This is a genomic window from Rhodococcus sp. 11-3 (assembly GCF_023704055.1).
Taxonomy (GTDB): domain Bacteria; phylum Actinomycetota; class Actinomycetes; order Mycobacteriales; family Mycobacteriaceae; genus Rhodococcus; species Rhodococcus aetherivorans.
In genome coordinates this window covers 4,397,387-4,411,172 of sequence record NZ_CP080406.1, presented here as the reverse complement: position 1 = coordinate 4,411,172, position 13,786 = coordinate 4,397,387, and the positions used below count along the sequence as shown (strand labels likewise).

Here is a 13,786-nt window from a genome sequence, read left to right as displayed (position 1 = left end):
AGTGGCGGGAGTGCAGATGTGGCCTGGGTCCCCGACGATGCCTCCGTCTCCTCGGATCAGCGGGTGGCTTCGGTGGTGAGGGAGCGCAGCAGCGCGAGTACCTCGGACTCCCGGAAGCGGCGGTGACCGCCGGGGGTGCGCAGCGAGCCGAGCCGGCCGGCGTGGGCCCAGCGGGTGACCGTCTTCGGGTCCACGTGGAACAGGGCCGCGACCTGGCCGGGGGTCAGCAGCGATTCCTTCGCGCCGTTGAATGCGGGTGCGCTCATCGATGGTCCTTCCGGGTGTTTCGTCTCGTTCGGATCGACGTGGCCATGTTGACACCGAATACCCCGGTTGCTCGAACGGTCTACGGTTGGTAAAGCGGAAGTAATAGACAAAACGGACGGTCGACCAGCAGGGTGCCCGCGCGCGGCGGTTACCCTGGACGGGTGAGTGAAGCATCGCAGAACCGTCCTGGCCAGCCCGGCAACACCGGCACCGGCAAGGGCACCCTGGCCCGGGACGTCGCCCTCTACTCGCTGGCCCGGCTGGCTCTCGTCCTCGTGCTCGCTGTGGTGATCCTCTACGTGCCCCGCCTGTTCGGAGTGGAGATCCCCCTGCTGGTCGCCGCGCTCTTCGCGGTGCTGATCGCGCTGCCGCTCTCGCTCGTCGTGTTCGCGCCGCTGCGCCGCCGGGTGAACGAGAGTATCGCGTCCGTCGACGCGCGCCGCCGCGCCGACCGGGCCGACCTGCAGGCCCGCCTGCGCGGCGAGGATCGTAGGTGAGCGACGGCGTCGTCGATCGCAGCGCGTCGCGGGACTGGGTGGACCGTGCCGTCCAGCTGATCGAGGCCGACGCCCAACGCAGCGCCGACACGCACCTGCTGCGCTATCCGCTGCCTCCCGGGTGGGGTGTCCAGCTGTACCTGAAGGACGAGTCCACGCACATCACCGGCAGCCTGAAGCACCGGCTCGCGCGGTCGCTGTTCCTCTATGCCATTTGCAACGGCTGGGTGCGCGAGGACACCCCGATCGTCGAGGCGTCGTCCGGTTCGACCGCCGTCAGCGAGGCATACTTCGCGAAGCTGCTCGGCCTCGACTTCGTCGCGGTGATGCCGCGCAACACCAGCCCCGCCAAGGTTGCGCTCATCGAGGCGCAGGGCGGGCGGTGCCACTACATCGACCGGCCGCCGGAGATCTACGCCGAGGCACGCCGGCTCGCCGTCGAGCTGGGCGGTCACTTCATGGACCAGTTCACCCACGCCGAGCGGGCCACCGACTGGCGCGGCAACAACAACATCGCCGAATCGATCTTCACCCAGTTGCAGCTCGAGGAGCATCCGATCCCGGAGTGGATCGTCGTCGGCGCGGGTACCGGCGGCACCAGCGCGACCGTCGGGCGGTACATCCGGTACCGCCGCCACCGCACCCGGCTGGCCGTCGTCGACCCCGAGAACTCCGCGTTCTACGGCGGGTACGAGACGGGCTCGGTGGACTACACCACCGGCATGCCGTCGCGGATCGAGGGCATCGGCAGGCCCCGGGTGGAGCCGTCGTTCGTCGGCCAGGTGGTGGACCGGATGATCCGGGTGCCCGATGCCGCGTCGATCGCCGCCATGCGGCACGCGAGCGAGAGCCTGGGCCGCCGCGTCGGGGGCTCGACCGGGACCAACCTGTGGGGTGCGTTCGGCCTGATCGCCGAGATGATCGCCGACGGCCGGCGCGGCAGCGTCGTCACCCTCCTGTGCGACGGCGGGGAACGCTACGCGGGCACCTACTTCGACGACGGCTGGGTGGCCGGTGAGGGCATGGATCTGGCCGGCCCGACCGCGACACTCGAGAAGTTCGCGGACACCGGCAGGTGGGAGGCCTGAGCCGTCGCGGCCCGCCGCACCCGACCCTACGAGGCCGTAGCCTACGGTGTCGTAGGTTGAGTATCGTGGGGGCATGGAACGCCCCGTCGTGGCCCTGGACAACTACGAAGCCGTCTACGACTTCTACCTCGAGCACCGGCAGAGCCGGCCCGTCGCCCGGGCGGCCTACGCCCTACTCGCCGCCCGGTACCGCCCCCGGGTGTGCTGCGACGACGGGGTCCGCGATCGCCTCCGCGAACTCATCCGGGCTCGCACGCCCCTCCTGATCGTCGCCAACCACCTCACCCACAGCGATCAGTACGTCCTCGCGGCGACGGCGTGGCGTTCCCCGCTGCGCCCGGTGATCGGCAGCACGCGGGTGCTGGCGAAGGACGAGCTGTTCGCCGACGAGTCGCAGCGTCGCAAGATCGACATGATGGGCGGGATCCCGGTCTTCCGGGCCAAGAACCACGGCCTGCGGGCGGTCTCCGATGCCGGGCGCCGGATGATGGACGTCTCCGCCGCGCGGCTGCATCACGGCGACAGCGTCGCGATCTTCCCCGAGGGCACCTGCAACGAGGGGGACCCGACCCGGTTGCAGCCGCTCGGGACCGGCATCGGGCACATCGTCCGCCGCTCGCGCGATCTGGGGGCGCGGCCCGCGCTGGTGTGCGTCGGCATCGGCTACGGGCCCGGCAAGGACCCGTCACGCCCGGCGAGCGTGTTCCTCACCGAGCCGGTCACCGACCTCGACGGTAAGGTCCGCGACGTCACGCGCCTGGTGCAGGACGAGCTGCAGCGTGCGGTGGACGGCGCCGTCGCGCGGTACTGAACCGGTCGCGCCCCGGCCCGGCGCGTCAACTTTTCTTGACGCCCGCCCGCTTGTCAACGTAAATTGACGGTATGACCGAGGCCACCACACTCGCCGCCGCCGCCGGAAGCCCCGACCCCGCAGAGGGATTGCGGGCCGTGCGGGCCCTGCGACGGTTGCTCGAACGACTCGAGGCGATCCAGGTCGACAACGCCCGCCGGCAGGGCTGGTCGTGGCAGGCGATCGCCGATGCGCTCGAGGTGAGCAGGCAGGCCGTCCACCAGAAGTACAACCGGAAGCGTGGGTGATCCGCCGTGTTCGAACGATTCACCGCCGGCGCACGAGCCGCCGTCGTCACCGCGCAGGCGGAGGCCCGGGAGCTGAACGCTCCCCGCATCGAGCCGGCCCACCTGCTGCTCGGCCTCCTCGTCACCGCGGACGTGACGCTGCGGCACCTGCTCGCCGACGTCGGCCTCACGGCCGAGACCGTGCGCAGCGAACTCGCCCGGGACACCGGGGTGCTCGGCGACGAGGACGCCGCCGCGCTCGGGGCCATCGGCATCGACCTCGATTCCGTCCGGGCCCGGCTCGAGGAGACCTTCGGGGAGGGCGTCCTCGACCGCGGACTCGGCCGGAACCGGCGGGGGCCGTTTGCCGGCCACCTTCCGTTCGATCCTGCCGCGAAGAAGTCCCTGCAGCTCGCCCTGCGGGAAGCCCTCGCGCGCCGCGACCGCGTCATCGGCTGCGAGCACCTCCTGCTCGGGATACTGCGCTCCGACGACGACCGCGCCTGCACGCTCGTCGAGTCCCACGTGTCCCGCAGGGCGCTCCGCGACCGCCTGCGCGACTACCCGGGTCGCGCCGCCTGACCGACCGGTTCCCGACCGCGCGCCGGGGCCGGAATGTGCGACAGTGGCGGCATGATCAACTTCCTGGTCCGGCTGGTCCTCAACGCCGTCGCCATCTGGCTGGCGGCCCAGTGGGTCTCCGGCATCGACTTCACCGGCTCCGGCACCGGCGCCGCCAACGAGATCATCTCCCTGCTGGTGATCGCCCTCGTCTTCACCGTCGTCAACGCCTTCGTCAAGCCGCTCGTGCAGCTGCTGTCGCTGCCGCTGCTGATCCTGACGCTGGGGCTGTTCACCCTCGTCGTGAACGCCCTGATGCTCCTGCTCACCGCGTGGCTGAGCGAGTTCACCGACTACGGCCTGACCGTCGAGGGCTTCTGGACCGCGTTCTGGGGCGCGCTGATCATCTCGATCGTCAACTGGGTGCTCGGCGTGCTGGTGCCCGACCGGGACTGAAGTTCCGGGCGCGGGACGCCTCAGGCCAGGAACAGGGCGGCTGCGGTCGCAACGGCCCACACCAGCATCGCCAGGCCCGAATCCCGCAGCGCGGGGATCAGGCTCAACCCCAGGCTGCCGGACCGCACGGGTGCGTGGGCGCGCACCGCGAACGGCAGCGCCAGCAGGCCCGCCAGCGCCCACGGCGTGCGCGCCACCAGTGCCAGCGACGCCGCGAACGGCACGGCCAGCAGCATCAGATGCAGCGTCCGGGTCCGCGGGTCGCCCAGCCGCACCGCGAGCGTGCGCTTGCCCGAGACGGTGTCGGTGGGGATGTCGCGCAGGTTGTTCGCCACCAGCACCGCGCTCGAGAACGAGCCCACCGCCACCGCACACGCCAGCCCGACCCAGTCGGCCCGGCCGGCCTGCACGAACTGCGTGCCCAGCACGGCGACGAGCCCGAAGAACACGAACACGGCGATCTCGCCGAACCCGCTGTAGCCGTAGGGGTTGCGGCCACCCGTGTAGTACCAGGCGCCGGCGATGCACACCGCGCCCACCAGGAGCAGCCACCACGCGCTCGTGATCGCCAGGGCGATCCCGGCCACCGCGCCCACTCCGAAACACGCGAACGCGGCCCGCTTGACCGACGCCGGCGACGCCGCCCCGGATCCCACCAGCCGCAGCGGCCCGACGCGGTCGTCGTCGGTCCCGCGGATGCCGTCGGAGTAGTCGTTGGCGAGGTTGACCCCGATGATCAGCGCCAGGGCGACCACCAACGCCAGGAGAGCCTTTCCCCACACCACGCCGTCGAGCGCGGCCGCCGCCCCCGTGCCGGCGACGACGGGCGCGATCGCGTTGGGAAGGGTGCGCGGACGGGCGCCTTCGAGCCATTGACCAGCGGTTGCCATGCGTCGATCCTGCCATCGAGCGAATGTGCCATGCCGTCGGCCCGAGGAGATGAGCGATACATTCGCTCGCCCGAACCCGGTCGGCCTACGAGAACCGAGCGACCAGTGCCCGCCGGTCCACCTTGCCGGGGCCGCGTAACGGCAGGGCCGGCACGACGTGCAGCGCCCGCGGCGCCGCCGTGACGTCCAGCGTCGCGCTGGTCCAGGCTCGCAGGTCGTCGAGGGTGGGGGAAGCGCCGCCCTCCGGGACGACGACGGCCGCCACCCGTTGACCGAGCCGGGGGTCGGGCAGCCCGATCACGGCGCATTCGCGTACCGCGGGGTGCTCGAGCAGGACGGCCTCGACGACCTGCGGCACGACGGTGAGGCCGCCCGTGGAGATGGCCTCGTCCAGGCGCCCCAGGATGCGGAGGACGCCGTCGGCGAGCTCGCCCGCGTCGTCGGTGCGGAACCAGCCGGGTTCGGCGAACGCCGGATGATCGGGCAGACCGCGATAGCCGCGCGCGAGTGTGGCCCCGCCGAGCCACACCCGCGACTGCGCGTCGACCCGGACCGTGGTCCCGGCCAGTGGGACCCCGTCGTACACGCACCCGCCGCACGTCTCGCTCATCCCGTAGGTGCGGACGACGGTGATCCCGGCGTCCTGCGCACGGCGCAGGATCGGGGCGGGCGTGGCGGCCCCGCCCAGCAGGACCGCGTCCAGGTCGGCGAGGGCCGCGACGGCACCCGGGTGGTCCAGGGCCTTGATCAGCTGCGTGGGCACCAGCGACGTGTAGCGCCGCCCACCGGGCATGGCGGCGACCGCCGCCGGCAGCCGATCCGGATCGAAGCCGCCGGCGACGTCGATCACGACGGGCCCGGCTCCCGCGAGCAGGCCCCGCAGCAGCACCTGCATCCCGGCGATGTGGTGGGCCGGCAGCGCCAGCAGCCACGAGCCGGGTCCGCCGAGGCGCTCGTGGGTGGCGTCACCGCTGGCCCGCAGCGCCCCGGCGGTCAGCTGGGCGCCCTTCGGGGTGCCCGTGGTGCCCGAGGTGGCGACGACCAGGCCGATGCCGTCGTCGACGGGTTCGCCCGGGCGCAGCGCTTCGGTCAGTCTCCGGATTTCCCGGTCGTCGGCGACCGGCACGGGGAGCAGGGCCGGTCCGTCGCCGTCGAGCATGCGCCGTAGTGCGGGCAGCACCTCCCGCACGGCGTCGCCGGGGGGGACGGGCAGCACCTCGAGATTCATGTGGCGGGGCCGGTGAGCGGCCACCCTCCGGTCTCGAGGTGCCGGCGCACCCGATCGATGTCCTGTTCGAGCGGCATCTCGTTGGTGATCTTCGTGATCAGCACGGCGATGTCCGTCTTCGAGATGGGCAGGTCCCCGTCGTCGACGAGGGTGTGCGCCACCTGGTCGACCTCGTCCTCCGACAACCGCCGGCTGAGCAGCGCGAACAGGGGCACGTAGTCCTGTTCCGGCACGCCCTCCGGGTAGCCGGCCCGCAGCCACTCGATGATCGAGGTGAGGAACGGCGGAAGCGTCACGGGGGCACCTCCTCAGTCCGTCCCGTCGTCGCCGGTCACCACGGTCCCGTCCTCGGCGACCACCGGCCAGCCTCCCGCGGCGAGGCGCCCGGCGACCCGTTCGAGGTCCTCCTCCGCCGGTTCCTCGTTCAGCACCCCGGCGATGATCTGCTCGAGCGTGTCGTAGTCGACACAGCGCTCCGGGTGCTCGTGCGCCGTGGCGATCGACATCTCGCACACCTCGGCGATCTCCTCGTCCGTCAGGCGCCGCCGCAGCACGGCAAGCAGCGCGAAGTGATCCTTGGCCGGGATGCCTTCCGGATAACCGGCGCGCAGCCAGTCGAGGACCGAACGGAGCGAGTACTTGGGCAATGCGGTTCTTTCGTGGGTCGGACGGCGGGACAGCGGTGGCTCAGAAGACGTCGATGCCGAAGGTGCTCGACAGGAAGTCCGAAGCCAGCAACAGTATCCCCGCGACGATTGCGATCAGCACGACGGCGAAGCAGACGACGGCGCCGGCGATGCCGAGCGGGTTCGGCCGGGACTGCTCTCCGGCGCGCCCCGCGACGAGCGACCGCATGCCGAGCGCGAAGACGGCCGGCAGGCCCGCTCCGAAGAAGAGGCCGACGAGGACGACCTGCCACAGCGAGCTCAGGGTGTTCGTCAACAGGTTCACGGGCGTCCCTCCGTGGGAGTGGTCGGTGCGGCCGGCACGTCCTCGGGGGCCGGCGCCGGGGTCGGGGCCGGGGCCGGGGCCGGAGCCGGAGCCGGAGCCGGAGCCAGCTTGCCGTCCCATTCCGCGGTGACGTTGGAGGCGTCGATCGGCTGCCGGCGTGACCGCAGGTACATCAGCAGCGACAGCGCGCACAGCACCGCGAACACCACGATCACGCCCGGCAGGCCGCCGATCAGGTGGGCCAGACCCCAGCACACCGCGCCGACGAGCGCCGCGGACGGCAGCGTGATCAGCCAGGCGACGGCCATGCGGCCGGCGACGCCCCAGCGCACGTTCGCGGAGCGGGTGCCGAGTCCGGACCCCAGGATCGAACCGGTCGCCACGTGGGTGGTCGACAGGGGCAGACCGAAGTGGCTCGAGGTGAGGATGATCGCGGCCGACGACGACTCCGCCGCCATGCCCTGCGGCGGTGCGATCTCGACCAGTCCCTTGCCGAGGGTGCGGATGATGCGCCAGCCACCGAGGTAGGTGCCCAGGGCGATCGCGACGGCGCAGGAGAGCTTCACCCAGAACGGCATCTCCGCGTCGGCGGTGAGGCTGCCGTGCGCGACGAGCGCCAGGAAGATCACGCCCATCGTCTTCTGCGCGTCGTTGGTGCCGTGCGCCAGCGACACCAGGGAGGCGGAACCGATCTGGCCGATGCGGAAGCCGTGACCGCGGGTCTCGTCGGGCACCGTGCGGGTGATGCGGTGCACCGACCAGGTGCCGACCGTGGCGACGAGTGCCGCCACCACCGGCGCCAGCAGCGCCGGGATGATCACCTTGCCGATCACTCCGTCCCACACCACGCCGTCGATCCCGAGGGAGGCGAGGGCGGCGCCGATGAGGCCGCCGAACAGTGCGTGCGACGAGCTCGACGGCAGGCCGAACAGCCACGTCGCCAGGTTCCACAGGATGCCGCCGACGAGACCGGCGAACACGATGAGCAGCAGTGCCTCGCCGCCGGTGCTGCCCAGGTTGACCACCCCCTTGGCGACCGTCGCGGCGACCTCGACGGACAGGAACGCGCCGACGAGGTTGAGCGAGGCGGAGAGGGCGACCGCCACCTTCGGTTTCAGGGCACCGGTGGCGATCGATGTCGCCATCGCGTTCCCGGTGTCGTGGAAGCCGTTGGTGAAGTCGAATGCGAGGGCAGTGACTACCACCACCAGGAGGACGACAAGCTCTGCGGTCACATCTGCCGATTGTGAGGTAGCCGGTGGGTAAAAGTACAGCGACGGCGAGGTGAACGCGGACACCCCGGCTCCTTCCGGTGGTGGCAGCCCGCGTGCGCCGGTTCCCCGCTGTGTGGAGTTTCACTCGGCGCGGAGCGTGTGACCGGCTTCACGGCAGGTCTCACTGAACGGGAATCTCTCGTCCCGCCCTTCCCGGCCCTGGCTAGCTTTCGCCGCAGTACACCGCCCCGGAGCTTCCGCCGGACGGAGCCCCGCGACGAAGGAGACACCCGACCTTGAACAAGCACACACTCGCCAGGACCGTGCTGGCGCTGACGGCGTCCGCGGCGCTGCTCTCGGCCTGTGCCGGCGAACGCGGCGCCGACCCGTCGGGCGGGGCCGGCGCGACCGGGACCGGGGCCGCCGCGGCCGATACCGTCGCGGTGGACAAATTCGGCACCCTGGACTCACCGTGCGGGGAGGGGGACGCCGCGGGCGCCACCGACCAGGGCGTGACCGACACCGAGATCCGCATCGGCTACGGCGACGACCGCGGCTACGCCAAGAGCCCGGGCCTGAACAAGGAGATGTCGGACGCCGTCTCCGCGATGATCGACTGGTGCAACGCCCAGGGCGGCATCAATGGGCGCACGATCGTCGGCACCGACTACGACGCAGCGATGACCCAGGCCAACTCCGTCATGCAGGACGCGTGCCGCTCCGAGTTCATGATGGTCGGTCACGGCTTCGCGATGGACCAGACCGCCGAGCAGACCCGCGTGGCCTGCAACCTCGCCGCGGTGCCCGGCTTCACGGTGTCGCCGGAGGCGGCCAACGGCCCCATGACCTATCAGGGGGTGCCGTTCCCGGTGGACTACGCCAACGGCTCGGCATGGTTCCAGATGGCGCAGCTGCGGCCGGACCTGAAGGACAAGTTCGACCTGGTCGGCAGCACGATGCCGACCATCATCACGTCGCTGACCAAGGTGCGCTCGATCGCCGAGGCCGCCGGGTTCGAGCTGAAGAACTGCGGCGTCACCATCAACTACGACGGCGAGGCCAGCTACGTCCCGTTCGCCGAGAAGTTCAAGGAGTGCGGCGTCGAGGGCCTGTGGACCTCCCGGTCGCCCGTGCCGAACGAGCTGAACTTCTTCAAGGCGCTCGACCAGGTGGGCATCGATCCCGTCCTGATGGGTGAGGCGACCTGGTACGGCCAGACCGTCGAGGAGGCGAACGCCGGCGGTCTGCTCGACAACCTGCACGCGGGCATGACCTTCCAGATGCTCGAGAACGCGGACAAGGTGCCGGCGGTGCAGCAGTACCTCGACCTCGTCGGGGAGAAGGGCGGCAAGACCGCGCTGCTCGGCATGCAGGCCACCTCGTCGTTCCTGCTGTGGGCGACCGCGGCGAAGGAGTGCGGCTCCGACCTGACCCGGCAGTGCATGATCGACGAGCTGTCGCAGATCCACGAGTGGGACGGCGGCGGACTGCACGCCGTGACCGACCCGGGTGCCAACATGCCGGCCAGCTGCGGTCTGACGGTCACGCTGACGGGCGAGACCTACACGCAGGCGTTCCCGCAGACCGCCGCCGAGTTCGAGTGCAACGACGCGTACCTCGTCAAGACCGCCCCGGAGACGTGGGGCACCGAACTCGGACCCGACCGGATCGCCACCAAGTTCATGAACCCGAACGTGATCAAGCCGCAGGACTGACCGGCCTGCACCGACCGGCGGGGCGGTGCCCGCACGGCACTGCCCCGCCTCCCCACGACCGGTTCTCTACCGACAGGGCTTCACCATGGACACATTCGTGACGTTCACGATCCTGGGCCTCGTGCTCGGGTCCGTGTACGCGATCGCGGCCTCCGGGCTCGTTCTGACCTACAACACCTCCGGAATCTTCAACTTCGCGCACGGCGCCCAGGCCATGCTCGGTGCGTTCCTCTACTGGCAGCTCACGGCCGGCTGGGGACTGCCCGTCCCGTTGGCCCTGCTCGTGGTGCTGTTCCTCGCGGGGCCGCTCATGGGCCTGGCGCTGTACGTCGTGATCATGCGGGGCCTGCGGGACACCGCCGAGGTCACCAAGATCGTCGTGACCGTCTCGGTCATGCTGGGGATGCTGTTCCTGTCCCAGTGGTTCTGGCATCCCGAGAAGCCCCGCTCGCTCGGCATGTTCTTCGGCGACGACGCCGGGATCAGCGTGCTCGGCGCGTTCGTCCGCGTCCACGAGATCCTGTGCGTGGTCGCGGCCATCGGGATCGCGGTCGGCCTGCGCATGCTCTTCCAGCGCACCCGGATGGGCGCCACCATGCGCGGCGTCGTCGACGACCCCGACCTGCTGCGGCTCAACGGCCACAACCCCGAACGGATCGCCGCGTTCTCGTGGGCGCTCGGCTCCACCCTCGCCGTCCTCGCCGGGGTGCTGATCACCCCGATCAGTGGCGGCAGCCTCGAGGCGAACATGCTCACCCTGCTCGTCATCGACGCGTTCGCGGCCGCGATGTTCGGCCGGCTCAGCTCGATCCCGCGCACGTTCGTCGGCGCCCTCGTGCTCGGCCTCGCCGGCGCCTACCTGATCGGCTACGCACCCTCGTCCTGGGCCTGGACGTCGAACCTGCGGGTCTCGCTGCCGATGGTGGCGCTGTTCGTGGTGCTGATCGTCCTGCCCCAGGACCGGCTGCGCGGCGCGGCGATGCGTACCCGCGAGCGTTACCACGTGCCGAGCGTGCGCAAGGCCGTCGTGTGGGCGGTTGCGCTCGTCGCCGTCGTCTATCTCGTCCGCCTGCTCATGGTGGAATCCGCGATCACCACGTTCACGCTGGGCATGACCTTCGCGATCGTCGCGCTGTCGCTGACCCTGCTCACCGGGTACGCGGGCGAGATGAACCTCGCACCCCTGTCGTTCGGGGCCATCGCCACGATCGTCGTGTTCCACTTCGGGATCACCGGCACCGGTCTCGACCAGCGTCTGACCGTGTGGGGGGTGCTGCTGGCCGTGGCCGTCACCGCGCTCGTCGGCGGGCTCGTCGCGCTTCCGGCCCTGCGGCTGCGCGGTCTCTACCTCGCGCTCGCCACCATGGCGTTCGGCGTCTTCGTTTCCAACATGGTGCTGCGCGACACCACCGAGCACGAACTGTTCGGCGTGAAGTTCTCGATCTTCACCGGGGGCTCACTCGTGATCCCGCCGCTGCGGATCGGGCCGCTGGACCTGCAGGACGAGACGACGTTCCTCATGACCGCGACGGTCCTGTTCGCGCTGCTCGGTGTCGGCGTCGTCGCCCTGCGCAACGGCGGCTACGGACGTCGCCTGGCGGCGATGAAGGACAGCCCCGCCGCGTCGGCCATGCTCGGACAGAACCTGGTGACCCTGAAGCTGAGCGTCTTCATGCTCTCGGCCGCCATCGCCGGTCTCGGCGGCGTCCTCATGTCCAGTGCCACCGGGGCGGTCGCGGGCGAGAACTTCAGCATCATCGTGGGCCTCACCCTGCTCATGCTCACCGTGGTGGCCGGCATCGGCTACGTCAGCGGGGCCTTGTTCGGCGGCCTCATGGCCGGCGTCGGGTTCGCGGTCATCATGGTCTCGTTCAACAACCTCGCGAAGACGCAGCCCGAGCTCGAGGGCCTGTACCTGCTGCTCGGCAACATCGCCGCGGTCAGCCCCGCGCTCATCGGCATCGGGGTGGGTCACAACCCGTCGGGCAGCGTGCACCAGATGGTGGAGGGCTACCGCCGTCTGCTGTCCGCCCGGCCGGTCCTCTACGGCGGCGGTGCCGTGATCGCGGTGCTCTACGTCCTGGCGCTGACGGGCGTCCTGGGCAACTGGTGGTTCGCGGCGCTGACCATCACGATCGTGTTCCTGCTCCCGGTGATCGGCGAATGGCTGATGCCCGGCGCGGTCCTGGACCCCGAGGAGCTGGCCCGCCGGCGAACCACCCCGCCGGAACTCGTCGGCCTCGACGAGCCGTACACCGCCGAGGGCCGCTACCGCCTCGACCGCGAACTGGGGCTGCCCGCGGCACGGCCCACCCATCCGGCGGCCGAACCGCCCGCGACCGTCGCGAAGGAGCTGAGCGCGCATGTCTGACACCCTGCTCGAGACCCGGGGCGTCACCGTCCGGTTCGGTGGTCACACCGCCGTCGACGACGTGAGCATCGCCGTCACCGCAGGCGCCGTGACCGGCCTGATCGGGCCCAACGGCGCCGGCAAGACCACCCTGTTCAACACCGTCACCGGGCTGCAGAAACCGACCTCCGGGCAGGTGTTCCTCGACGGTGTCGACGTCACCCGCGCGGCGCCCTACAAGCGTGCCCGGCGCGGGCTGGCCCGCACCTTCCAGCGGCTCGAGCTGTTCCTGTCGCTGTCGGTGCGCGACAACCTGCGGGTCGCGGGCGACATGCACCGCACCGCGACCCGCGCCCGCCACGACATCGACGCCGAGACCGACCGGCTGCTCGAGCTGACCGGGCTCACGGACGTCGCCGACCGGGACGTCTCCGACATCCCCACCGGCCGCGCCCGCGTCGTCGAGGTCGCGCGGGCGCTGATGACCCGGCCGCGCGTGCTGTTGCTCGACGAACCCGCGTCCGGGCAGACGGAGCGGGAGACCGACGATTTCGCGGACCTGCTGTGCCGGCTCGCGGGCGACGGTCTCGGGATCTGCCTCGTCGAGCACGACCTGCCGCTCGTGATGCGGGTGTGCTCGCGCATCCACGTCCTCGACTACGGCGCCCTCATCGCCTCGGGCAGCCCCGAGCAGATCCGCAACGACCCAGCGGTGATCGCCGCGTACATCGGAACCGAGGAGGTCGCATGAACGCACCGGTCACCGATCTCGTCGACGTCCCCGGCGACGAACCGGCCCCGCTGCTCGAACTGGTCGACGTGCGGGCGAGCTACGGACCCATCGAGGTGCTGCACGGGGTGAACCTGGCGCTGCAGCCGGGCTCGGTGGTCGCCCTGCTCGGGCCCAACGGCGGCGGCAAGACCACGACGCTGCGGGTGTGCTCGGGCGTGCTGCCCGTCGAGCACGGCGAGCTGCGCGTTGCCGGCCGCGTCGTCAACGGTGTCGACGCCGCGGCGCTCGCCCGGCTCGGCGTCTGCACCATTCCGGAGGGGCGGGGCATCTTCCCCAACCTCACCGTCCGGGAGAACCTGTGGGTCGCCACCGGAACCGGCGTGTCGCTGAAGGATCTCGAGGCCGTCGCCTACGAGCGCTTCCCGATCCTCGGGAAGCGACGGGGCCAGCTCGCGGGCTCGATGTCGGGCGGCGAGCAGCAGATGCTCGCCCTGTCCCGGGCCCTCGGCACCGACCCCACGGTGCTTTTGCTCGACGAACTGTCCATGGGGCTCGCCCCCCGGATCGTCACCGAGATGTACGACATCGTCGGCCGGCTCGTCGACGACGGGCTGTCGATCCTCGTCGCCGAGCAGTTCGCGCGGGCGGTGCTGCCCATCGCGACGTCGGCCGCGCTGATGCTGCAGGGCCGCGTCGTGCGGGTCGGGGATCCCGCAGACATCGAACACGAACTTTCGACCAGCTACCTAGGAGGATGAC

General features: G+C 70.9%; 17 protein-coding genes. 10 read left to right on the top strand and 7 right to left on the bottom strand.

Annotated elements, in window-relative coordinates:
- Positions 1 to 56 precede the first annotated feature (56 nt).
- The gene (locus KZJ41_RS20395; protein ID WP_006935908.1) at positions 57 to 266 is read right to left on the bottom strand and encodes a BldC family transcriptional regulator; all 210 of its coding nucleotides are present in this window, start codon (positions 264 to 266) and stop codon (positions 57 to 59) included.
- Between the two features lie 162 nt (positions 267 to 428).
- On the opposite strand from KZJ41_RS20395, the gene KZJ41_RS20390 reads away from it, so the two are divergent.
- From KZJ41_RS20390 to KZJ41_RS20365, 6 genes are all read left to right on the top strand, one after another.
- Positions 429 to 764, top strand: coding sequence for a DUF4229 domain-containing protein (locus tag KZJ41_RS20390; RefSeq protein ID WP_251549475.1), 336 nt, complete (start codon positions 429 to 431; stop codon positions 762 to 764).
- Positions 761 to 1,852: a PLP-dependent cysteine synthase family protein gene (locus tag KZJ41_RS20385; protein WP_006935906.1), complete on the top strand. Its 1,092-nt coding sequence runs from the start codon at positions 761 to 763 to the stop codon at positions 1,850 to 1,852. Before KZJ41_RS20390 ends, KZJ41_RS20385 begins: the two co-directional genes overlap by 4 nt.
- A gap of 73 nt (positions 1,853 to 1,925) precedes the next feature.
- Positions 1,926 to 2,663, top strand: coding sequence for a 1-acyl-sn-glycerol-3-phosphate acyltransferase (locus KZJ41_RS20380; protein ID WP_251549473.1), 738 nt, complete (start codon positions 1,926 to 1,928; stop codon positions 2,661 to 2,663).
- Positions 2,664 to 2,734: 71 nt separating this feature from the next.
- The gene (locus KZJ41_RS20375; protein WP_003937583.1) at positions 2,735 to 2,950 is read left to right on the top strand and encodes a hypothetical protein; all 216 of its coding nucleotides are present in this window, start codon (positions 2,735 to 2,737) and stop codon (positions 2,948 to 2,950) included.
- 6 nt (positions 2,951 to 2,956) lie between these two features.
- Positions 2,957 to 3,511 carry a Clp protease N-terminal domain-containing protein gene (locus KZJ41_RS20370; RefSeq protein ID WP_161994804.1) on the top strand — a complete coding sequence of 185 codons (555 nt, stop codon included), beginning with the start codon at positions 2,957 to 2,959 and terminating at the stop codon, positions 3,509 to 3,511.
- A gap of 51 nt (positions 3,512 to 3,562) precedes the next feature.
- On the top strand, positions 3,563 to 3,946 hold the full coding sequence (locus KZJ41_RS20365; protein ID WP_006935897.1) for a phage holin family protein: 384 nt from the start codon (positions 3,563 to 3,565) through the stop codon (positions 3,944 to 3,946).
- 20 nt (positions 3,947 to 3,966) lie between these two features.
- Here KZJ41_RS20365 and KZJ41_RS20360 read toward each other — a convergent pair whose 3' ends face one another.
- The 6 genes from KZJ41_RS20360 to KZJ41_RS20335 all read right to left on the bottom strand — a co-directional run bounded on the left by KZJ41_RS20360 (position 3,967) and on the right by KZJ41_RS20335 (position 8,250).
- On the bottom strand, positions 3,967 to 4,836 hold the full coding sequence (locus KZJ41_RS20360) for a 1,4-dihydroxy-2-naphthoate polyprenyltransferase (RefSeq protein ID WP_029545112.1): 870 nt from the start codon (positions 4,834 to 4,836) through the stop codon (positions 3,967 to 3,969).
- 85 nt (positions 4,837 to 4,921) lie between these two features.
- The gene (menE, locus tag KZJ41_RS20355) at positions 4,922 to 6,064 is read right to left on the bottom strand and encodes an o-succinylbenzoate--CoA ligase (RefSeq protein WP_251549471.1); all 1,143 of its coding nucleotides are present in this window, start codon (positions 6,062 to 6,064) and stop codon (positions 4,922 to 4,924) included.
- Entirely contained in the window at positions 6,061 to 6,360 is a 300-nt protein-coding gene (locus tag KZJ41_RS20350) for a DUF3349 domain-containing protein (protein WP_006935891.1), read from the bottom strand. Before KZJ41_RS20350 ends, menE begins: the two co-directional genes overlap by 4 nt.
- A gap of 12 nt (positions 6,361 to 6,372) precedes the next feature.
- A complete protein-coding gene (locus KZJ41_RS20345; protein WP_006935887.1) occupies positions 6,373 to 6,711 on the bottom strand; it encodes a DUF3349 domain-containing protein in 339 nt (112 codons plus the stop codon).
- A 40-nt stretch (positions 6,712 to 6,751) separates the two neighbouring features.
- Positions 6,752 to 7,015, bottom strand: coding sequence for a hypothetical protein (locus tag KZJ41_RS20340; protein ID WP_251549469.1), 264 nt, complete (start codon positions 7,013 to 7,015; stop codon positions 6,752 to 6,754).
- Entirely contained in the window at positions 7,012 to 8,250 is a 1,239-nt protein-coding gene (locus KZJ41_RS20335) for an inorganic phosphate transporter (protein WP_168579898.1), read from the bottom strand. Before KZJ41_RS20335 ends, KZJ41_RS20340 begins: the two co-directional genes overlap by 4 nt.
- Before the next feature lie 275 nt (positions 8,251 to 8,525).
- Between KZJ41_RS20335 and KZJ41_RS20330 the strand changes: the two genes are divergently transcribed.
- From KZJ41_RS20330 to KZJ41_RS20315, 4 genes are all read left to right on the top strand, one after another.
- Positions 8,526 to 9,944 carry an ABC transporter substrate-binding protein gene (locus KZJ41_RS20330; protein ID WP_006935884.1) on the top strand — a complete coding sequence of 473 codons (1,419 nt, stop codon included), beginning with the start codon at positions 8,526 to 8,528 and terminating at the stop codon, positions 9,942 to 9,944.
- A gap of 85 nt (positions 9,945 to 10,029) precedes the next feature.
- Positions 10,030 to 12,315, top strand: coding sequence for an ABC transporter permease (locus KZJ41_RS20325; protein ID WP_006935883.1), 2,286 nt, complete (start codon positions 10,030 to 10,032; stop codon positions 12,313 to 12,315).
- Positions 12,308 to 13,045 carry an ABC transporter ATP-binding protein gene (locus tag KZJ41_RS20320; RefSeq protein ID WP_006935881.1) on the top strand — a complete coding sequence of 246 codons (738 nt, stop codon included), beginning with the start codon at positions 12,308 to 12,310 and terminating at the stop codon, positions 13,043 to 13,045. Before KZJ41_RS20325 ends, KZJ41_RS20320 begins: the two co-directional genes overlap by 8 nt.
- Positions 13,042 to 13,785 (top strand): ABC transporter ATP-binding protein, encoded by a 744-nt coding sequence (locus tag KZJ41_RS20315; protein WP_006935879.1) that lies wholly within the window; start codon positions 13,042 to 13,044, stop codon positions 13,783 to 13,785. The genes KZJ41_RS20320 and KZJ41_RS20315 overlap by 4 nt, the downstream gene beginning before the upstream one ends.
- Position 13,786: the final 1 nt, after the last annotated feature.